Source organism: Hoylesella buccalis ATCC 35310, assembly GCF_000177075.1.
In the GTDB taxonomy this organism is placed as follows: domain Bacteria; phylum Bacteroidota; class Bacteroidia; order Bacteroidales; family Bacteroidaceae; genus Prevotella; species Prevotella buccalis.
In genome coordinates this window covers 87,146-108,234 of record NZ_ADEG01000045.1, presented here as the reverse complement: position 1 = coordinate 108,234, position 21,089 = coordinate 87,146, and the positions used below count along the sequence as shown (strand labels likewise).

Annotated in this window: 16 protein-coding genes; 3 read left to right on the top strand and 13 right to left on the bottom strand. The window is 44.1% G+C overall.

The annotated features are described in order from the left end of the window. Positions 1-14: 14 nt before the first annotated feature. The 8 genes from lpxD to HMPREF0650_RS05140 all read right to left on the bottom strand — a co-directional run bounded on the left by lpxD (position 15) and on the right by HMPREF0650_RS05140 (position 8,332). Entirely contained in the window at positions 15-1,052 is a 1,038-nt protein-coding gene (lpxD, locus tag HMPREF0650_RS05175; RefSeq protein WP_004348906.1) for a UDP-3-O-(3-hydroxymyristoyl)glucosamine N-acyltransferase, read from the bottom strand. A 210-nt stretch (positions 1,053-1,262) separates the two neighbouring features. Continuing rightward, positions 1,263-2,096: an orotidine-5'-phosphate decarboxylase gene (pyrF, locus tag HMPREF0650_RS05170; protein WP_004348904.1), complete on the bottom strand. Its 834-nt coding sequence runs from the start codon at positions 2,094-2,096 to the stop codon at positions 1,263-1,265. Between the two features lie 341 nt (positions 2,097-2,437). Then, positions 2,438-3,550, bottom strand: a complete 1,113-nt coding sequence (gene prfA, locus HMPREF0650_RS05165; RefSeq protein ID WP_004348901.1) for a peptide chain release factor 1 — start codon at positions 3,548-3,550, stop codon at positions 2,438-2,440. Between the two features lie 4 nt (positions 3,551-3,554). Further along, on the bottom strand, positions 3,555-4,715 hold the full coding sequence (locus tag HMPREF0650_RS05160) for an AIR synthase-related protein (protein ID WP_004348899.1): 1,161 nt from the start codon (positions 4,713-4,715) through the stop codon (positions 3,555-3,557). A 132-nt stretch (positions 4,716-4,847) separates the two neighbouring features. Further along, on the bottom strand, positions 4,848-5,591 hold the full coding sequence (locus HMPREF0650_RS05155) for a shikimate dehydrogenase family protein (RefSeq protein WP_040562522.1): 744 nt from the start codon (positions 5,589-5,591) through the stop codon (positions 4,848-4,850). Positions 5,592-5,638: 47 nt separating this feature from the next. Then, complete coding sequence (gene ubiE, locus HMPREF0650_RS05150) at positions 5,639-6,376, bottom strand: bifunctional demethylmenaquinone methyltransferase/2-methoxy-6-polyprenyl-1,4-benzoquinol methylase UbiE (protein ID WP_004348896.1); 738 nt, start codon at positions 6,374-6,376, stop codon at positions 5,639-5,641. 23 nt (positions 6,377-6,399) lie between these two features. Then, entirely contained in the window at positions 6,400-7,350 is a 951-nt protein-coding gene (locus tag HMPREF0650_RS05145) for a phosphoribosylaminoimidazolesuccinocarboxamide synthase (protein WP_004348895.1), read from the bottom strand. 10 nt (positions 7,351-7,360) lie between these two features. Further along, complete coding sequence (locus tag HMPREF0650_RS05140) at positions 7,361-8,332, bottom strand: PhoH family protein (RefSeq protein ID WP_004348893.1); 972 nt, start codon at positions 8,330-8,332, stop codon at positions 7,361-7,363. 156 nt (positions 8,333-8,488) lie between these two features. Between HMPREF0650_RS05140 and HMPREF0650_RS05135 the strand changes: the two genes are divergently transcribed. Continuing rightward, positions 8,489-9,316, top strand: coding sequence for a DUF5715 family protein (locus HMPREF0650_RS05135; RefSeq protein WP_004348891.1), 828 nt, complete (start codon positions 8,489-8,491; stop codon positions 9,314-9,316). 1 nt (position 9,317) lies between these two features. On the opposite strand, the gene HMPREF0650_RS05130 is transcribed toward HMPREF0650_RS05135, so the two are convergent. The 5 genes from HMPREF0650_RS05130 to hflX all read right to left on the bottom strand — a co-directional run bounded on the left by HMPREF0650_RS05130 (position 9,318) and on the right by hflX (position 17,901). After that, positions 9,318-9,884, bottom strand: a complete 567-nt coding sequence (locus tag HMPREF0650_RS05130) for a hypothetical protein (protein WP_004348889.1) — start codon at positions 9,882-9,884, stop codon at positions 9,318-9,320. Positions 9,885-10,099: 215 nt separating this feature from the next. After that, complete coding sequence (locus tag HMPREF0650_RS05125) at positions 10,100-11,749, bottom strand: fumarate hydratase (protein ID WP_004348888.1); 1,650 nt, start codon at positions 11,747-11,749, stop codon at positions 10,100-10,102. 61 nt (positions 11,750-11,810) lie between these two features. Then, the gene (locus HMPREF0650_RS05120) at positions 11,811-14,717 is read right to left on the bottom strand and encodes a M16 family metallopeptidase (RefSeq protein WP_040562519.1); all 2,907 of its coding nucleotides are present in this window, start codon (positions 14,715-14,717) and stop codon (positions 11,811-11,813) included. Positions 14,718-14,790: 73 nt separating this feature from the next. Beyond that, complete coding sequence (locus tag HMPREF0650_RS05115; protein WP_004348885.1) at positions 14,791-16,647, bottom strand: DUF4954 family protein; 1,857 nt, start codon at positions 16,645-16,647, stop codon at positions 14,791-14,793. A gap of 9 nt (positions 16,648-16,656) precedes the next feature. Continuing rightward, complete coding sequence (hflX, locus tag HMPREF0650_RS05110; protein ID WP_004348883.1) at positions 16,657-17,901, bottom strand: GTPase HflX; 1,245 nt, start codon at positions 17,899-17,901, stop codon at positions 16,657-16,659. Positions 17,902-18,670: 769 nt separating this feature from the next. Here hflX and HMPREF0650_RS05105 point away from each other — a divergent pair. Together HMPREF0650_RS05105 and nagB are read left to right on the top strand one after the other, a co-directional pair. Continuing rightward, complete coding sequence (locus HMPREF0650_RS05105) at positions 18,671-20,275, top strand: beta-N-acetylhexosaminidase (protein WP_004348880.1); 1,605 nt, start codon at positions 18,671-18,673, stop codon at positions 20,273-20,275. Between the two features lie 21 nt (positions 20,276-20,296). Further along, a complete protein-coding gene (gene nagB / locus HMPREF0650_RS05100) occupies positions 20,297-21,088 on the top strand; it encodes a glucosamine-6-phosphate deaminase (protein WP_004348878.1) in 792 nt (263 codons plus the stop codon). Position 21,089: the final 1 nt, after the last annotated feature.

Genomic DNA, 21,089 nt, shown 5'->3' with positions numbered 1-21,089 from the left:
CGAGTGCAATAGTCTTATTTGATGTTCTTTTTCAATCGCTCCACCTCTTCTTTCAGGTTGTTGATTTCTTTATAAAGTTCAGGAAGTTTTCGGAAGATGGCTTGTGAGCGAAAATAGGCTCTCTCCTTCATGGGTGGCGTGCCAATAAGTTGTTGATTGTCCTTAATGCTACCAGGTACACCCGACTGTGCGCCAAGGAACACCTTGTTGCCAATGGTGATATGACCGGCTACACCCACTTGTCCACCAAACATGCACCACTGTCCAACCTTTGACGATCCGGCCACACCCACCTGTGCACTCATCACGGTATGCTCACCGATGTCGGTATTGTGGGCGATTTGAACCAAGTTATCTAGCTTCACTCCTTTCCTAACATAGGTGCTACCCATGGTCGAACGATCAACGCAAGTATTGGCACCTACCTCAACATCATCTTCAATGGTCACGATACCAATTTGGGGTATCTTGTCGTAGCCATCTTTAGATGGAGCAAATCCGAAGCCATCGGCTCCAATGACAGAGCCTGCATGCAGGATGACACGGTTGCCTATCTTGCAGTTGTGATAGACAGTTGCGTGTGGATAGATGATACATTCCGAGCCTACGGATGCATTTTCCAAAACCACTGCGTGTGGGAATATCTGTGTGTTGTTGCCAATCACGACATTCTCACCGATGTAAGCAAATGGGCCAATGTATGCATTCTCACCTATCTTAGCCGTTTTGGCGATGTTGGCCATGGGGTGGATGCCTGTCTTTCGGGGCTTAGTCGACTCGTATAATTGAAGTAATTTGGCGACACTATCGTATGCGTTCTTCACGCGTATCAAAGTCGTCTGGACGGGTTTGTCCAACTTCAAATCCTCATCAATGAGAACAATCGACGATTGTGTATTATATATATAATGTGTGTATTTTGGATTAGATAGGAATGAAATCGCCCCATTGGTACCTTCTTCTATTTTTGCGAAGGTGTGGACGGTTGCATCTTCATTGCCTTCAATTTTGCCTCCTATATATTGTGCTATTTGCTTGGCAGTAAATTCCATACTTTAGGTATCTCAATTGATTATTTTGCAAATATACCTATTTTTACTCAGACTTTTGACTGACGAATGTAATATTTGCGTTTTTTCACTGAAACATTTATTTCTTCCACGCTGTGTCTAACCCCATTGAACCCCAAGTGGTGCAGGTGTTCCCTCACTGTTTATGGGTATCGGTGCACAATGAGAGTCGAGTAAAAAGGGGGCCATTTGTTATTTGCGAGATGATAACCTTTCTAATTCTTTCTCCATTTCTTGCTGAAGGTTCATCGCACTCTTTGCAGCTGCATCAGCAAAGTCCTCTCCTTGGCTGGCATAGATAATGCCGCGTGAACTATTGACGAGCAATCCGCAATCCTTCGTCATTCCATATTGGCAGACGTCTTGCAGGCTTCCTCCCTGCGCACCCACGCCAGGTACTAGCAAAAAGTGATGAGGAGCCACCTTTCTGATTGCCTCAAACATGTTGCCTTGCGTTGCACCAACCACATACATCATGTTTTGATCGGTCCCCCAAGATTGAGAAGTCTTGATGACTTTCTCAAAAAGTTTCTCACCGTTCTTGTCTTCCGTTAACTGAAAATCATGCGATCCTTTGTTGCTCGTCAGTGCCAATACAACGACCCACTTGTCTTCATATTCGAGAAAAGGCGTCACGCTATCTTCTCCCATGTACGGAGCAACGGTCAATGCATCAACATCGTATTCTTCAAAGAAGGTCTTGGCATACATCGCTGATGTGTTTCCGATGTCCCCTCTTTTGGCATCAGCAATGATGAAATGGTTGGGATAGTGCGCTTTCAGATAGCTGACGGTTTTCTCGAACGAGGTCAAGCCTTCAACACCTCTACACTCATAGAACGCTAAATTTGGCTTGTAGGCCACACAATAGGGTGCCGTAGCATCGATAATGGCTTTGTTGAAAGCAAAAATGGGATCCTCTTCATGCAGCAAGTGTGGCGGTATCTTCTTGATGTCGGGGTCAAGTCCTACACATAAGAAAGACTTTTTGTCGAAAATCTGTTTTATAAGTTGTTGTCTGTTCATAAATAATCTGTGAATATATAAGTGGTAAATTTATTGAACGATTTTCCCTTTTGCGATGCTGTTTATAGCCATGCTTCACACAACTCATAGGGGATGGATTTCAATCTCCATGACTTTGACGTCCAATCTCCATGACTTTGCCATCCAATCTCCATGACTTTGGTAGCCAAACTCAATGCTTTTGGAAACCGTCTTCATGTTGTTTACTAATCGTTTGTATATCAGTTTGTTACGTTGATGATTCATCTTGTGCTTGGGACTGACCTTTTGTTGTGATTAGCTGTTTTAAAGTTGTTGTTGTATTGCAACCTATTCTTGTGTAAAAATGAGGACATTTTTGTTTAAAGTTCATTCTCTTTGAGCTTTTCCGCATTCTCTTCTACTGTCAGCGCATCTATCATTGCTTGAATGTCACCATTGACAAAGCCTTGCAAATCGTGGGTAGTGTAGCCAATGCGGTGATCAGTGACACGTCCTTGTGGATAGTTGTAGGTACGAATCTTCGCACTGCGGTCGCCAGTAGATACCAATGACTTGCGTCGGTTGGCAATATCATCAATGTATTTTTGATGCTCACGGTCGTAGATAAAGGTACGCAAGCGTGACAGCGCACGTTCCTTGTTCTTAGGTTGGTCGCGTGTCTCAGTACATTCAATGAGAATTTCCTCCACTTCGCCAGTGTTGGGGTTCTTCCATGGATAGCGAAGACGAACACCCGATTCAACCTTGTTGACGTTTTGTCCTCCTGCTCCCGAACTTCTGAACGTGTCCCATTTAATATCACCTTCGTTGATGTTCACCTCGAATTGGTCTGCTTCTGGCAACACAGCCACCGTAGCAGCCGATGTGTGCATGCGTCCCTGTGTCTCCGTGGCAGGTACACGTTGCACACGATGTACACCACTTTCGTATTTTAATGTACCGTAGACATTGTCGCCGCTCACCGCAAAGTCGATTTCTTTGTAGCCACCCACCGAGCCTTCGTTGACCGATGTGACACTTAACGTCCAACCTTTCGAGTCGCAGTAATGCTTATACATGTTAAATAAGTCGCCAGCAAACAAGGCTGCCTCATCTCCTCCCGTGCCAGCACGTATTTCCATTTGTACGTTCTTGGCATCTTCAGGGTCTTTTGGCACTAATGCTAATTTTATTTCTTCTTCCAATTGTGGCTGCATATCTTCGTTGGCTTGCAATTCCTCACGAGCCATCTCTTTCATGTCAGCATCCGTTTCATTGGCAAGAATATCTTTCGACTCACGTATGGCATTGAGGCATGCAATGTATCGCTTGCGAATGTCCATGATGTCGCCAAGGTCTTTGTATTCCTTGGTTAGCTTTACATAGCGTGGCTGATCGGCTATGACATCTGGGGCGGTAATCAAGGTAGATACTTCTTCAAACCTTGCCTCTAATCCTTCGAGCTTGTTCAGTATGCTGTTGTTTTCTATCATATATTTAATATTCGAATGTTCCTAATTCAGATTGAATGGTGAGAGAGCGTTTTCCTTCCTCGATATGACCGATGATTTGGGCGTCAACATTGAAACTTTTGCTGATTGCAATGATTTCTTGTGCGTACTCGGGAGACACATATATTTCCATGCGATGTCCCATGTTGAAGACTTTGTACATCTCTTTCCAATCGGTGCCACTGCAACGTTGGATGGTTTTGAATAGGGGAGGAACGGGGAACAAATTGTCTTTTACCACTTTGCAATTGTCGCCGACAAAGTGTAACACCTTAGTTTGGGCGCCTCCTGTGCAGTGAACCATGCCATGAATGTGACTTCGGTGTGCATCTAACACCTTCTTTATAATAGGTGCATAGGTGCGAGTAGGCGAGAGTACCAAATGACCTGCATCAATCTCTACGCCTTCTATGCTATCGGTGAGTTGATATTCACCGCTATACACCAAATCATCAGGCACGGCATTATCGTAACTTTCGGGGAATTTTTCTGCCAAATATTTGGCAAAAACATCGTGACGAGCACTGGTCAGACCGTTACTTCCCATGCCTCCGTTGTATGTTTTCTCGTAGGTAGCCTGTCCTGTACTGCTCAATCCGACAATGACATCGCCAGGACGGATGTTAGCATTGTCGATGACGTCGCTGCGTTTCATGCGGCAGGTTACGGTAGAGTCGACGATAATGGTGCGCACCAAGTCGCCTACATCAGCCGTTTCGCCGCCTGTGGGGTAAATGCCAATGCCCATGTCTCGCATCTCTTGCAACAATTCATCCGTGCCGTTGATAATGGCAGAAATCACTTCACCGGGTATTAAGAGCTTGTTACGCCCAATCGTACTCGATACCAAGATGTTGTCTACCGCACCCACACACAGCAAGTCGTCGGTATTCATCACAATGGCATCCTGTGCAATGCCTTTCCATACGCTGAGATCACCCGTCTCTTTCCAGTACATATAGGCCAAGGATGATTTGGTTCCGGCACCATCGGCGTGCATGATATTGCAATAATCAGGGTCGCCTCCCAGTATGTCGGGAATGATTTTGCAGAAGGCTTGTGGGTAAATGCCCTTGTCGATGTTTTTGATGGCGTTGTGAACATCTTCCTTTGCGGCAGAAACACCGCGCATCATATATCTATCCATGTGTATCAATGTTTTTAAAGTTTGGTGAGTAAACCGTTGATGTGATGACGAACAGCTGCATGAACTACTCTGTTCTTCCTGTGGCTATTTGTCTAAACACATCATTTCTTGAGAGAGTTTAGGAAAGAGCAACTAGGCTTCGTGCCAAAACTCCCATGAAACAAAAGCCTGCAACAGCAGCATTTCTAATCCATTTTTGACCGTTGCGCCCTGCCTGGCTCCTTGTTTCATGAAAAGCGTTTCATCTGGATTGTATATCAAATCGTACAGCAAATGATGGCTGCCCATTGCTTCGTAAGGAAGCTGGGGACAAACGTCGGCATGTGGATACATCCCTACGGGCGTACAGTTGATGATGACATTGTATTCTTGAATGATTTCGGGAGTGATGTCATCATATCGCAATACGTTTGGAAGGTTTTGTCGAGAGACATACTTTGTTTCAATTCCCAATGACTTTAGCCCCACATCTACCGCTTTTGCAGCCCCTCCAGTACCTAAAATTAGTGCTTTTTTATGAAACGTGTCGAGCAGCGGTTCGATGCTGCGTGTAAACCCAATGACATCACTATTGTAGCCCTTCAATATGGTTTTCTTCCCCTTGTGTGTGACCTTGATTACGTTAACGGCACCAATAGATTTGGCCTCCGGACTGAGTTCGTCCAGATAGTGGATGACCTTTTCTTTGTAAGGCCTCGTGACATTTAATCCTTTGAGATCGGGGTTGGATGCCAACACTTCTTGAAGATTCTCTATATTTGGAATCTCAAAATTCACATACTTGGCATTGATTCCTTCGTTTTGGAATTTCTCATTAAAATAACCTATCGAGAATGAATGCCCAAGAGGGTAGCCTATCAGTCCGTATTTGTCCATATTCATGTCGTTATTGCACGCAAATCCATTGGCGTAGTTCTTCTAAATCATTCTTTTTCTGCAAAATACATCGTGCAGACACCTAATGTCAATCTCTTGAACTTTGCGTTGGAAAAGCCCGCTTTCTGTAATATCTCAACCATCTGTTCACCTTGTGGAAAGGCTTCGATGGTTGACGTGAGGTATTTGTAGGCGCTTTTATCCTTAGAAAGGAGTTTGCCATAAAAGGGTAGAAGTGTGTGCGAATATACCTTGAACAATTGTTTCATCGGGAACGACACAGGTTGTGTCAGCTCAACAATGCTCAGGTGTCCACCTGGTTTTAGTACCCTATAGATTTCTTTCAGTCCGCTATCTAGGTCCTGAAAATTACGAATGCCAAAAGCTGCTGTTACGGCATCAAACGAATGGTCTGCAAAAGATAGGGCCAGACAGTCTTCTTTTTGAAAGGAAACGATGTGGTCTAAATGCGCTGCAGCAACTTTTCGTTTGCCTATTTCCATCATGCCAACCGAGATGTCTGCACCAATCAATTGTTTGGGTTGCAGCATTTTGGCTGACAAAATGGCGAAATCACCGGTACCGGTGGCTATGTCCAGTATGGTTTGGGGGGCGAAAGGCTGCAGTTGCTTGATGGCTTTTTTGCGCCATCCCCTGTCTATGTTCCATGACAAGCGATGGTTCAACTCATCGTACGTGGGCGCAATGCGATCGAACATTCGCTCTACTTGCTGTTTCTTCTCGCCCTCCTGACCATACGGTTTTATCTTTTCTTGTCCGTACACGCTGTTGAATGAATTGTCTTTTTTTATTTTAGCGAAGCGAGATAATCGCTGACATTCTTTTCAATGCGTGCAGCCAAATCATCATGGTCGGCCGCCTTCTTGAATTTTTCGCCAGTGATGTGCTCGTACAATTCAATGTAACGCTCGCTTACACTTTCAGCATATTCGTCCGTAATCTCTGGCATGGTCTGCCCAGGTTCGTTCATGAAGTTGTGTTCGATGAGCCATTGACGTACAAACTCTTTTGACAATTGCTTCTGTGGTTCACCTTTCGCCAGCTTCTCCTCATAGCCGTCGGCATAGAAGTAACGACTGGAGTCAGGGGTATGAATTTCGTCAATGAGATAAATCTTGCCGTCTTTTTTGCCAAACTCATACTTGGTGTCCACAAGAATCAGTCCTTGTTTGGCTGCAATTTCCTGTCCGCGAGCGAACAATTTGCGCGTGTAATCCTCGATGATGGCGTAATCTTCTGCCGGAACAATCCCCTGACTGATGATTTCTTCTTTTGAGATGTTGAGGTCATGTCCTTCGTCAGCCTTGGTTGTTGGTGTGACGATTGGCTCTGGGAAACGTTCGTTTTCCTTCATGCCATCGGGTAATTTCACGCCACAAAGCTCTCTGGCTCCGGCGTTATATTCGCGCCAAGCGCTGCCCGTCAGAATGCTTCGGATGATCATTTCAACACGAAAGCCTTCACATTTTACGCCTACCGTCACCATTGGGTCTGGTGTGGCAATCTTCCAGTTGGGGCAGATGTCTTTGGTAGAGTCAAGAAATTTGGCAGCTATCTGATTGAGAACCTGTCCTTTGAAAGGAATTCCCTTGGGTAGGATCACGTCGAATGCAGAGATTCTGTCAGTTGCAACCATCACGATCAAGTCATCGTTGATGTTATAAACATCACGTACTTTGCCATGGTAAACACTCTTTTGTCCATCGAAATGGAAATCAGTTTTTGTTAATGCTTTCATTGTTGTATGTTTAATCTTTAAACTCGAGTTTCTTTTCTTGGTTCCTGACATTGTCGTAAGCTTCATAGGCGTTCACTATTCTCGTGACCAATTTGTGGCGAACGATGTCCTTCTTGCCCAATTCAACCACAGAGATGCCTTCAACATCGCCTAATATTCTCAGTGCTTCTTTTAAACCACTTTTTTGTTCGTGCGGTAAATCTATTTGGGTCATGTCGCCCGTGATGATCATTTTAGTGTTCCATCCCATGCGGGTGAGGAACATTCTGATTTGGGCTGGGGTGGTATTCTGCGCTTCATCGAGGATGACGACAGCGTCGCTTAAGGTTCTACCGCGCATGAAAGCCAGGGGGGCAATTTGAATGATGTGTTTCTCCATCATGTCTTGCAGCTTCACGGCTGGAATCATGTCTTCAAGAGAATCGTATAAAGGTTGTAGGTATGGATCAATCTTGTCCTTCATATCTCCAGGCAAAAATCCAAGTTTCTCTCCGGCTTCCACTGCGGGGCGGGAGAGGATAATCTTCTTGGCAGCCTTTTCTTTCAGGGCTTTTACGGCTAAAGCAATACTGAGATAGGTTTTTCCAGTGCCTGCCGGACCAACGGCAAACACCATGTCCGAAGTATTGTATGCTTCGATGAGCTTTTGCTGGTTCTCGCTCCGACTCTTGATAGGGCGTCCCGAAATACTATACACTACAACATCCTTGATGGCATCAGCCTTTGTTTTGTGGTCATGAACGATGTCCAAGATATCTTCTTCCGTGATGGAGTTGTACTTCAAGACGTGCTTCTGCATCAGTTCAATGTCCTCTTCAATCTTGGCCATCTCTTCCTCGTCGCCCAAGATACGGATGACGTTTCCACGAGCAACTATTCGCAATTTGGGAAACAGCGACTTGAGCATCTGCAAATGATCATTGTTAACCCCATAGAATGTAACAGGGTCTATGTCTTCCAGAACAATATGCTTCTCAATCAATGTGATGTATAAGTTTAAATAATTGTTGCAAATGTACGAAAAAGATTAGACTTTAAAGATGTGGTATTGGAGTTTTTTCATAAAAGTGAAAAAAAAGATTGGTACAGGGATTAACTGTTTTCTTTTTATTAACTTTGTCGCTAAGAAACTGTATTGATGAAGATTTCAAAGAAGAGATACTTACAAGGTTTTGCCCTCTGCGTTGTGTTTTTGGGCATGGTACGTTGCGTCTTTCCTGATGTTGCAGGCAATAGGACTGCAAAAGATATCTCTTCCCCGAGTAATCATTTTGATTCGCTGACGCTGAAAGAAAAGTCTCATGAAGATCATGCTGTTAAATCCGTAGCTGCGAACAATCCTGAAGCTCGTCCGAGTATGCGCTCAAAATTTTTCAATGCAGATGGATCACTTGTTAAAAACCGAATTTATAGCGTCCAGAACTTTTCCAAATCGTTTCCTGATCAGAATGATGTTCAGCTCGTTGCCGCCAATAAGTTGGGGGTGAAGCCGGTGCTTGATCGTGCCGAAGCAGAAAGTAGGAAGGCTGAGTTGGTATACATTGGTGCGAATCCTTATTTCTATGTTGATCGTTTAAAAAGCAGTATTCCTTATCTGGTGCCACAGGCTGCCGTCTTGCTTCAAGATATTGGTCGCAATTTCTTTGACAGTTTGCAAGTGAAAGGAATTCCCCTTCACAAAATTATTGTCACCAGCGTGATGCGAAGTCGTGAGGATATTGAGAGATTGAGAGGCCATAATGGCAATGCAATGCCTAACAGTTGCCATCTCTATGGAACAACTTTCGACATTGGTTATAATCGTTATATTACTGTACAAGACCCAAATGGACCTGCCCGCCGACAGGTTCGTAATGATAGTTTGAAGTGGGTGTTAAGTGAAGTGCTGAACGATTTGCGCAATCTTAACCGCTGCTATGTTAAATACGAAATACACCAAGGATGCTTTCACGTTACGACACGATAGGTCAGAAGTGGTACTCGTATTCAGGTAAGGTAACGGTAGCTTGGCCCATCAAGTCGAAATGATGATCCCTGACCATCCATCTTTGTCGTGATTTCGGTGCTCTTGGATTTAAGCACCTGGAGGTTTTGCGAAGAAGAAAACCTTCTTTTGTTCTATCAATTGTAAATCCTGAGGCTATTCGTGTGGATTTTCTGTTAAATGAGTTGATTCGCCATAGTTCGAATCTATCTTCCAGTACCCATCCTGATTTGTTCCCCTTGTCAAGGCAGATGAACATGTATTCACCGTCAGGACTGAGGTAGGAGGATAAAATTTTATCATATTTGTGTGGCGTAAAGTTGAGTTCTTCATTGATGTTGAGCACCACATCCAGACAAAAAAGCTTGTCCTTGCGAATGTAATACAGACTATGACGCTTGTTATCCGTATACTTGGCCACCACTGAGGCATCTTTTGATACATGTTTGGCCGCCTCGTTAACACGGTTAGCAATGGGCGTTTGAGCAGACAAAATCGTTGAGACGAATATGGATAAGAATAATATTTTAAGTCTTCTTAAGAGTATCATAATCAATTGCAAAGGTAAATTAAGAATCTGATACTCCCAAATAATTGATTTATTTTTTGCATTGCGTATTTTACATACTCGTGGGTAGCAGCTCTTGTTATTTGCGAGTTATACACTCAGAATAAATCCTTGTTTACCTTTCAATGAACAACCGCCAGCTTTGAAGATGCAAAGCTGGCGGTTAAGTCATAACCATGAGAGGCTATTGCGGTCTGTTATTTTGTGCAATTAGGCGTCCAAGGTTTCAGTTGTTTGAAGAAATCGTTTCCCTTATCGTCAACTAAGATGAAAGCAGGGAAGTCGACAACGTCAATTTTCCAAATAGCTTCCATGCCGAGTTCGGGATATTCTACGCACTCAATGCTCTTAATGGAGTTCATCGACAGCACAGCAGCAGGACCGCCAATGCTACCCAAATAGAAACCTCCGTGCTTTTGACAAGCATCGGTAACCACTTGTGTGCGGTTGCCTTTGGCAATCATCACCATCGAACCGCCATGATCTTGGAACTCGTCTACATAAGGATCCATGCGGTTTGCGGTAGTAGGACCCATACTGCCACAAGGCATTCCTTCTGGAGTCTTCGCCGGACCAGCATAGAGAATAGGGTGGTTCTTGAAGTATTCGGGCAACTCTTCGCCTGCATCGAGACGTGCTTTGAGCTTGGCATGTGCGATGTCGCGTGCCACGATGATCGTACCGTTGAGACTTACACGTGTAGATACGGGATATTGCGACAGTTCTTTGCAGATTTCTGCCATGGGTTGATTGAGGTTGATTTCCACCACATCGCCTTCACCAGCTTGACGTAATTCCTCTGGAATGAGTGAACCGGGATTCTCGTCCAACTTCTCAATCCACAAACCCTCTTTGTTAATCTTGGCTTTGATGTTGCGGTCTGCCGAACAACTGACGCCCATTCCGATGGGACACGATGCACCATGGCGCGGCAAGCGTACCACCCGAATGTCGTGAGCCATGTATTTTCCACCAAACTGAGCACCCAGTCCAATCTTGTGTGCTTCGTCTAAAAGCTCCTTCTCTAATGCTATATCGCGGAAAGCACGTCCTGTTTCGTCCCCCGAGGTGGGCAGGTCGTCATAATAATGAGTAGACGCCAACTTCACGGTGAGCAGGTTTTTCTCTGCCGAGGTGCCTCCGATGACGAATGCAATGTGGTAAGGAGGACACGCAGCTGTACCCAATGATTTCATTTTCTCTACCAAGAAAGGAACCAAGGTGCCAGGGTTTTGGATAATGGCTTTGGTCATTTGGTACAGATAGGTCTTGTTGGCAGAGCCGCCTCCCTTGGTGACAAACAAGAATTTGTATTCCATTCCCTCGGTTGCCTCTAAGTCAATCTGTGCAGGAAGGTTGCATCTGGTGTTCACCTCGTCGTACATATTGAGGGGTGCATTCTGTGAGTAGCGCAGGTTGTCTTGTGTGTAGGTGTTGTAAACACCACGAGAGATGGCTTCTTCATCGCAAAAGCCCGTCCATACCTGTTGTCCCTTTTCACCGTGTACAATAGCCGTACCCGTGTCTTGGCAAAGTGGCAGTTTGCCTTTTGATGCTACTTCTGCATTGCGCAAGAAGGAGAGTGCCACATACTTGTCGTTGTCCGATGCCTCAGGGTCGGTTAAAATCTTCGCTACTTGTTCGTTGTGAGCGCGGCGCAACATGAAACTCACATTGTGAAAGGCTTGTTGGGTGAGCATGGTGAGTGCTTCCGGAGTCACTTTCAGGACAGGTTTTCCCTCGAATTGACTAACCGATACGCCGTCTTTTGTTAATAAATAATACTCAGTTTCGTCATTGCCCATTTGAAACATGGGCGCATACTTAAATTCAGGAGTTTGTGCCATAATGTTTTTATTGTTGTTATTGTCTTGTTATTCTAAACGTATTTTATTGTTATTTGCGCCATCAATATCCAAATATCTCTTCGGTGGAAAGACGTTTGATGTTGCCGATTTTCTGTAGAGCCTCCATGTTTAAATTCTTCTCATCGCCCAAGATGACGTAACGATAAGGTTTGCGTGCCATGTTTTTTTGCTCGAAATTCACAATATCTTGCATGGTGATGCTGGGCAAGGCTTGATAAATTCTTTCGTTTTCATCATAATCAATGCCTCTTTCTTTGGCATCCAAATACGCTTGTAGTACACCACTGCGTGTGACGCGAAGACTGGCCAGTTGCTTCGTCAAACCCTGTTTGGCAATGTCGAAGGCTGCTTTACTTTGTGGAATGGTGTCTAAGATGTTGTTGAACACCTTGATGCAATCCATCATTTTGTCGTTTTGAGTGATGATATAAGTTTGTGCATACTCAGGATGACCTTTCAACGGACTGTTGTTGTAAAATGCTGATGCGCTATAAGCCAACCCTCTAGCTTCACGCAACTCTTGGAAAACAATGGTGTTCATACCACCGCCAAAGTATTCATTGAATAGAGTTCCTACTGCTACTTGCTTGGCATCAAAAGGTTTGTTCTCGTTGTGATACATCACCATGTAAATGTTTTTAGCATTGTAGGGAGCAATGTACACTTCGTTTTGAGGTGTGGTTTGTTCTTGATATTCTTTGTTTTTCAATGCAGGTTTTCTGTTCTTGGCAGGCTCATACAGTTTGTCAAGGCAGGCAGAAAGCTGCTTTGTACTCGTTGGACCGTAGTATAGCACAGATTGTTCGTATTGTTTGAGCGATTGAAACAAATCAACCAAATGCTGTGGCTGTAAGGCTTTCAACTCTTGTTCGCTTACAATATTGCGCACTTGATTGTACGGTCCGTACATGGCAAACCTTCTTAAAGCATTGAAATTTTTGCGTTGATCATTCTTGTCGTCTTGCCTTGCTTTCAATGTCACCGCAACATATTTTTCGTACGCTTTTGCATCGGGTTTCGCATCGGTCATCAGTTCGTTGAGCAGTTTTACCGCTTTGGGCATGTTCTCATCCAATCCTGACAACAAAATGGCGATCTTGCGCGGATTGGCTATGATGTTGAAGCTGCAAGCCAGTTTGTAAAACTCGCGTTTGATGTCCTCTGCCGATTTCTTAGAGGTACCCAGGTAGTTGATGTAATCACACGCCACTGCATACTCTTTGTTAGCAGTTGTGCCGAAATCCCAATTGAAAACCAGGTTAAAAAGTCCATCATCGCTGTTGTGTTTGTACACAATAGGTAGCTTCTTTTTAGTCTTAGTGAAGGTGAGGTCGCGTTTGAAATCAAGGAATTGTGGTTGTATGGGCGTGGCGTGTGCATTTTTTATGTCACGCAAAAATGCACTGCTCTCGTTGCGGTTGCTGGGGATGGGGGTAATTTGTGGTTTGTCTATCTTCTTTTGTGTGGTGTCTTCGCCTTGCTTCTTGTATACACAAACAAAATTGTCTTTGAAGTGTTTGTTGGCAAAGGCCATGATGTCTTGCTTTGAAATCTTTGCCAATCTATCCAAACGATTGACCACATCTTCCCATCTCTGATTGTTAATGAAAGCGTCGGTCAGCATGGAAACCCGCGAACGGTTTGACTGTAGCGATTTGTAATAATCGCGTTTGGTGTTGTTGATGATTGACGAGAGCAAATCATCGGCAAATGCTCCCTGTTTTAGTTTGTCAACCTCAGCCAATAATAGCTGTTTGACCTCTTCCAAAGATTGTCCCTCTTTGGGTAATCCCTCCATGCAGAAGGAAGAATAATCGGCCAAGGCATTGACGAACGAACCACTTTCCAAAACCTTCATGCTTTGATTGAGGTTTAAATCTAACAATCCCGCATGCCCGTTGCTCAATATTTTATCCACCAAGGTGAGTGTGTCATTTTGCAGTGATGCAGCACCATCGAACTTCCAGGCCAGCAATACATTCTCGGCTTCCAATCCCACCACCGTGGTGTCTACACTCGCTTTCAGGTCGGGTTGCGGTGCGAAGGTAGGGTAGGATAGTGTTGGGTTCTTCTTCCATGTTCCGAAATATTTGTCCAAGATGGCTATCACTTCATCCGGATTCATGTCGCCTGCCATGCAGATAGCCACGTTGTTGGGCACATAGTAGCGCTTGAAATAGTTTTGAATGTTTACGATAGATGGATTTTTAAGATGAGCCTGTGTGCCGATAGTGGTTTGTGTGCCATAGGGATGTGTAGGAAACAGTTTGGCATTGAGAGCGTTCCACTGTTTTCTTCCATCGTTCGATAGCCCGATATTGAATTCTTCGTACACAGCTTCCAATTCGGTATGAAAGCCTCTGATCACCATATTTTGAAACCGGTCGGCTTGTATTTTAGCCCAGTTGTCTACTTCATTGGCCGGAATATTCTCTACATAACAGGTGATGTCGTTGCTCGTAAAGGCGTTAGACCCTTCAGAACCGATGGCTGCCATCAGCTTGTCATATTCATTGGGAATGTTGTATTTGGCAGCCAACTGTGATATACTGTCAATTTCATGGTATGCCTGTTTGCGTTCGGCAGCATCGGTCAGCAAGCGATATTTCTCATATCGCTGCGTGATGTCTTGCAGATAAGCAGCTTCTTTCTCCGCATTGGTGGTGCCAAACTGTTTGGTTCCCTTAAACATCAAATGCTCCAAATAGTGCGCCAACCCCGTAGTTTCAGCTGGATCGTTCTTACTTCCTGTCTTAACGGCAATGTAAGTTTGAATGCGCGGCTTTTCTTTGTTCACGCTCAGGTAAACTTTCAATCCGTTATCCAATGTGTAGATACGGGCTTTCATGGGGTCACCCGTCACTGTTTGGTAATCGTATACTTTTGCATAAAGACTACTTTGAAACAGTATGAGCAGTAAGCTTGACCATATAAATCTTGTTCTCATTTTTATAATAGTTAATGACCTGTTAGTAATATCCAATTTTGTTAGGCTTTGTTTTCTGCGGTTGAACATGCTGTCAATTCTCATATTCACCCTCTCGATCCAGTTTTCCAATGAAGTTATCGAATAAATTTTGTTCTACGTCACCCATGGCAAACTCTTTCTCAGCATCTTTTCTAATCTCGGCTATCCATGCCCGACGCGCCTTGATGTAATCTGTACGAATGCGATCGGCATCAGCCAAGGTGATGGTGTCGAGTTGATAATAATTCTTAATGAGTTCGTATGTCCAAGCCCACTGGTATTCTCGATAGTGTTCGTTGATGTCCGTGAATCTTTGCAGCACATCATCTATCGTCTCGAGTTCGCCATTTTTAATGTCGTCTATCAATCGTTCTTCTTCTGAAACAGGCAGCAGCAGTCCGGCCAGGTCTGTCCATTTTCCCGTTCCAATCGTCGTAGTGGGCGGTGTAAGTGCCGGGTCTTTCTTCAAAACTCGTTTCAAAACCGCACCCATATAGATGTGGAGTGCGATGTCATAGTATTTGATACCTTTTTTTAGCGAACTGGCATTGATGACATATTCATGATAATTATAGGTTGAAACATCATCACCCGAGGCTTCGCGCAGCTTCTCCAGAATCTTTTTTCCTTCCACAATTTCGCCTACAGAGAAGGGAGAAAGCCAATCGAAGTTTACGATACTCTTTTGTGAATGTTGCGGACGCAAATCTCTTTTCGGCCACTTGTTGATGTCTCTGTAAAGGCCAACGGTCGTAATGTTTCGTCCCGGCGACAAGTACATGATGTCACCATAGGCGATGAGGTAGGAGAACGGAAGGCTGCGCGTGTCGGGATGATACATCAATTTGCCGAAACATACAGAGAATGTGCCGATGTTCGCTGGCATCAGCAGATAGGCACCGCTGGCCGTCTTGCATCCACGTTGCAGCACGCCATAGTGCATCGGCCCCATTTTATACGCATGGTTGCTAAAGTTGGTGGCTGAACCAGCATTGTAGAAAGAGAACATTCCGCCAATCAACAGGCTGCTCTTGTGATGACTGGATGAGAAAGGACCACAGAAGGCTGCACAAGCCTCACCGTTTGCCATATAGCTGTTGGCGAAGAATATACTGGAAGATGCCGTAAAACCATTTGTTATCTGGCAGGTTTCACCCACAAAGCAATCTTGCATTTTTACACTATTGATGATGGAAGACCCGTGCGAGATGATGGAGTTTTCGCAAATTACGCCCGTTCCAATATATACACTGGCGGCTTCTGAACTAAGAATCGTACAGTCGCTCAGACGTGATGCACCGTTGATTTCGCAATCATCAAAGATGATGGTGTTGGTGATTTCTTTTGTGTTCACGATTTTCACACGATTGCCAATCCATGCTTGGTCTGACTCGTTTAAAGCCATGCTTTCCTTGATGAGACGGAGTATGGCGTCTTTGAGTGCCTTGTCTTGAAAATGTTGTACCATGAAGGCGGCAAACTGACTGTTTAATTCTCTGAACAACACGACGTTACCATCGCCCACTTCATTTAATACTGAAATGGTGTTGCCTTCGCCATACGTGGCTCCCTCGGTAGTCTCGAGTGTGCAAATGTTTGAAATAAAACAACTGTCGCCAATTGTATAATTATTGATATAATTGCCAACGTTCTCTATCAGGTTGTTATCACCTACGGTTACGTTTCTCAATGTGGCGTTGATAATGCCCGAATGCTTGAAAAACCCCTTCGTTACCTCCAACATTTCTTCAAAGGCACCAAGACGATTCTCGCCATAGAATAGGACGCGACTCAAATACTTTGGACTGAATCCCTCGGCAACCATGACGGATGACCAGTCTTCTGCCCAACAGCCATGACTTTCTAATACATTAATCTCTTCGCTTGTTAATGGCCTGAACTCTTTCATTTATTTCAATTAATCAGTTGGATACAAGAAGTCGTTATACGGATATTTCTGCACATGCAACTGCCGCACGGCTTTGTACAACGTTTCCCTGAATTCGTCAATGTTTTGCTTTTGTTTTGCCGAAATGAAGACACAGTTTTCATTCAACTTAGCCATCCAGGTGCGTTTCAAGTCTTCTAACGAAAGGTTTTCTGGTGTAGGAGGTGTCAAGTCATCAGGAGCTTTCTCAACCCATCTGTATTGATCTATCTTGTTGAAGACGATCATGGTCGGCTTATCTGCTGCATCCAATTCCTTCAGTGTGTTGTCAACCACCCTGATTTGTTCTTCAAAGTCGGGATGCGAAATGTCTACGACATGCAACAGCAGATCGGCCTCGCGCACTTCGTCAAGGGTTGATTTGAACGAATCAACAAGGTCGGTGGGCAATTTCCGAATGAATCCCACCGTATCGGCCAGCAAAAAGGGAAGATTTTCAATCACTACTTTGCGTACCGTGGTGTCTAACGTGGCAAAAAGTTTGTTCTCTGCGAACACCTCACTCTTGGACAACAAGTTCATCAAGGTAGACTTACCCACGTTGGTATAACCCACCAAGGCCACGCGAATCAGTCTTCCACGGTTCTTGCGCTGTGTGGTTTTCTGTTTGTCAATCTCGATGAGCCGTTGCTTGAGCAGCGTGATGCGCTGTAAAATGATTCGGCGGTCCATTTCAAGCTGCGTCTCACCCGGACCACGCAGACCTACAGAACCCTTTCCACCACCTGAACCAGAGCCGCCACCTTGTCGTTCCAAGTGGGTCCACAAGCGTTGCAGGCGAGGCAGCATGTATCGGTATTGCGCCAATTCAACCTGTGTCTTTGCATTGGCTGTCTGAGCCCGCATGGCAAAAATGTCGAGAATCAGGGAGGTTCGGTCTAAAATTTTAACCTGAAGTTCTTTCTCTATGTTTCTGATTTGCTTGGCAGAAAGCTCGTCATCGAAAATAACCATCCCAACAGGGCGGTCGTTTTCTTTCTCGTTTTCTATATACTGCTTAATTTCTTCCAATTTGCCTTTACCCACATAACTCACCATGTTGGGGCCCCCCAGCTTCTGTGTGAATCTTTTGACGGTAACTGCGCCTGCAGTGTCTGCCAGAAATTCCAACTCATCCAGATATTCATTGGTCTTCTCCTCGTTCTGATTCTGTGTGATGAGACCTACGAGTATGGCTGTTTCGGCTTTTGCTTCTGATATGACAAATTCTTTCATTCGGTATATAAATATGGTGATTGCAAAGTTACAATAAAGCGATAAAATGACAAAATAAAAACATCTATTTTGTTGCAGAGGCCAATGCAACCCAATAGCAGCTCATCTACAATGTCAAGATTTCTTCGATGTTTGATGGACAGGGCGTAAAAACATGAGGCTGATTGATTAAAAATTTTCTTGACAACGTCCTCTCTTATCCTTGGCATATTTACAAACTCCGTCGTTGAAGTTTGTAAATACGCCAAGGAATTAGCGATATTTGCAAATACGTATGCCACAATGTTTTATAGATGTATGGTTGCACTATGCGTCTGCATTTCAGACTATTTTGTATCAAAAGCAATGCTTTTTGTACGTAATAGATATGCTTTTACTGGCCAACAACATGCATATTGCGCCATCAAGTAATGCTTCTTGTCGAGTAAACTCAATGCTCTAACGTCATCAAGTCGATTGACAGGGTACCGAAATCGCTTGTTTTGCATCCTCTGTGCCTATCGATTTTTTCTAGATTGGAAGTTTATAAGGGTCGTTTTTTGCCCACTTTTTTGATAAAATATCTTACAAATTTGACGAGATGCGAGATGATTTTTTTTATTTGTAAAAAATATGAAAACTCAAAAAATAGTGCGGATTTTGCGTTTCAAATAGCAGGCCATATGTTAACAAAACTATAAAAATGGATTGAAAACCTTTTTTTTAAGAAACGATGGCAGTCATTTCAATAAATTATGATAACTTTGTGTCATAAATAACCATATTCATCATGAAACCAAAAAAAATAGTATTAGCTTTATTTTTAAGTGCGCTGTCCTTTCAATCTGCGACAGCAAGTTCAGTAGCTGATTACAAGGTAGTTCCCATGCCGAAGGAAATTACCGCAACGGCTAAAAAAGATTTTACGTTGACCGCTGCCACTCCCATCGTTTATCCAGAGGGAAATGCAGATATGAAGCGTAATGCTGAGTTTCTGGCTCAGTATATTCGCGAGGTCACTGGCATTCAGGTGTCAACTACCACGAGTAAATCAAAAAATGCCATCACCCTGTCATTAAACAAGAAAATGAAGGAGGAAGAAGGGTATGTCATCACTGTGACAAACAAAGGAATTTCGGTCGCAGGAAAGACTCCCAATGGTATTTTCTATGGCATACAGACCCTGCGTAAGTCGTTGCCCACACAGAAAACCGAAAACCAAATCACTTTTCCAGGCGTTGTAATTAAAGATGCGCCTCGCTTTGGTTATCGGGGAGGCATGTTAGACTGTGGCCGACATTTCTTCCCACTTGATTTTGTGAAGAAATACATTGATTTGTTGGCGCTTCACAACATGAATGTCTTCCACTGGCATCTGAGCGAAGACCAAGGTTGGCGTATTGAAATCAAGAAATACCCTAAGCTGACTGAAGTTGGATCAGTGCGTTCTGAGACGGTCATTGGGCATAATTCTGCTGTCTATGATGGCGTGCCTTATGGTGGTTTCTATACACAAGACCAAGCTCGTGAAATCGTTAAATATGCTGCGGACAGATATATTACGGTGATTCCAGAAATAGATATGCCCGGCCACATGCTTGCTGCGCTGGCATCTTATCCTGAACTGGGATGTACTGGCGGCCCTTATAAGGTGTCAACGTCATGGGGCATTTTCGATGATGTGCTGTGCTTGGGCAACGAAAAGACCTATCAATTCTGTCAGGATGTGCTGGGTGAACTCATCGATATCTTCCCCTCTAAGTTGATTAATATTGGTGGTGACGAATCTCCACGTGTGCGTTGGGAGAAATGTCCTAAGTGTCAGAAGGTTATGAAAGACCACAATCTACCGGTGAAAAAGCTACAAGGATATTTCACCAACCGCATAGAAAAGTTTGTCAACAGCAAAGGCAGAAGCATCATCGGATGGGATGAAATCCTGGACGGTGACATCAATCAGAGCGCTACCGTCATGAGTTGGCGTGGAGTAGCTCCTGGTATCAAAGCTGCCAAAAGAGGTCATGATGTTGTGATGTCGCCAACTACCTATGCTTATTTTGACTATTACCAGACAGATAAACGGGCTTCGGAACCGCTTTTGATTGGAGGGAATCTCCCCATCGAAAAGACTTACAGCTTTGACCCCTTGCCAGACACCCTGTCGGTTGACGTGCGTAACCATATTATTGGTGTTCAAGCCAATCTGTGGACAGAGTATATTGCTTATCCTAATTTAGCAGAATATCAGCTGCTTCCACGCCTTGCTGCCATTTCGGAGATTCAATGGTCAGATAAGAAGAAAGATTTTCCGGAGTTTAAAGAGCGTCTTACAAGGTTCGTTAGATTCTATGACCTCTATGACTATGTATATGCAAAGCACCTTTGGAAGAAATAATCATTAATAAATTAATTGAAGATGAGAGTCATTATAGAAGAAAATTACGAGTCGCTGTCACGTTGGGCAGCCGAACATGTGATTGAGCGTATTAACAAGTTCAACCCAACACCTGAGCATCCTTTCGTATTGGGATTGCCTACCGGTTCGTCTCCAGAAGGCATGTATGCTCGCTTGGTTAAGGCTTGTCAAGAGGGTAGAGTGTCATTTAAAAACGTGTTGACCTTCAATATGGATGAGTATGTGGGTTTGCCTGAATCGCATCCCCAAAGCTATCATTCGTTCATGGCGCGAAACTTGTTTGACCATATCGACTGTCCAAAGGAAAATATCCATATTCTTAACGGCAACGCAGAGGATTTAGAGGCTGAATGCAAGGCATACGAAGAGAAGATTAAAGCTGTGGGGGGCATCGATTTGTTTATTGGTGGCATTGGTCCAGACGGTCATATCGCTTTCAATGAGCCATGCTCGTCTTTGACTTCGCGCACGCGCATCAAAACATTGACCAGCGATACAATCATCGCCAACAGTCGATTCTTCGACAACGATGTTAACAAAGTTCCAAAACACGCATTGACGGTTGGCGTAGGAACCGTGATGGATGCTAAAGAAGTAATGATACTTTGTAACGGTCATCACAAGGCTCGCGCCTTACAAGCTGTGGTAGAAGGACCGGTTACCCACTATTGGACAATTAGTGTACTCCAGCAACATCCGCACGGAATCATCGTTTGTGATGAACCTGCGACCGACGATCTGAAAGTTGGAACGTATCGCTACTTTAAAGATATTGAAAAAGATAATATTTAAT

Bases quoted from the DNA above. Each gene is read 5' to 3' on its own strand.
- HMPREF0650_RS05160 (WP_004348899.1), bottom strand. From the start codon at position 4,715: ATGGATAGATATATGATGCGCGGTGTTTCTGCCGCAAAGGAAGATGTT.
- HMPREF0650_RS05115 (WP_004348885.1), bottom strand. From the start codon at position 16,647: ATGAAAGAGTTCAGGCCATTAACAAGCGAAGAGATTAATGTATTAGAA.
- HMPREF0650_RS05105 (WP_004348880.1), top strand. From the start codon at position 18,671: ATGAAACCAAAAAAAATAGTATTAGCTTTATTTTTAAGTGCGCTGTCC.
- lpxD (WP_004348906.1), bottom strand. From the start codon at position 1,052: ATGGAATTTACTGCCAAGCAAATAGCACAATATATAGGAGGCAAAATT.
- pyrF (WP_004348904.1), bottom strand. From the start codon at position 2,096: ATGAACAGACAACAACTTATAAAACAGATTTTCGACAAAAAGTCTTTC.
- HMPREF0650_RS05120 (WP_040562519.1), bottom strand. From the start codon at position 14,717: ATGAGAACAAGATTTATATGGTCAAGCTTACTGCTCATACTGTTTCAA.
- prfA (WP_004348901.1), bottom strand. From the start codon at position 3,550: ATGATAGAAAACAACAGCATACTGAACAAGCTCGAAGGATTAGAGGCA.
- HMPREF0650_RS05155 (WP_040562522.1), bottom strand. From the start codon at position 5,591: ATGGACAAATACGGACTGATAGGCTACCCTCTTGGGCATTCATTCTCG.
- HMPREF0650_RS05125 (WP_004348888.1), bottom strand. From the start codon at position 11,749: ATGGCACAAACTCCTGAATTTAAGTATGCGCCCATGTTTCAAATGGGC.
- hflX (WP_004348883.1), bottom strand. From the start codon at position 17,901: ATGAAAGAATTTGTCATATCAGAAGCAAAAGCCGAAACAGCCATACTC.
- HMPREF0650_RS05130 (WP_004348889.1), bottom strand. From the start codon at position 9,884: ATGATACTCTTAAGAAGACTTAAAATATTATTCTTATCCATATTCGTC.
- HMPREF0650_RS05145 (WP_004348895.1), bottom strand. From the start codon at position 7,350: ATGAAAGCATTAACAAAAACTGATTTCCATTTCGATGGACAAAAGAGT.
- HMPREF0650_RS05135 (WP_004348891.1), top strand. From the start codon at position 8,489: ATGAAGATTTCAAAGAAGAGATACTTACAAGGTTTTGCCCTCTGCGTT.
- nagB (WP_004348878.1), top strand. From the start codon at position 20,297: ATGAGAGTCATTATAGAAGAAAATTACGAGTCGCTGTCACGTTGGGCA.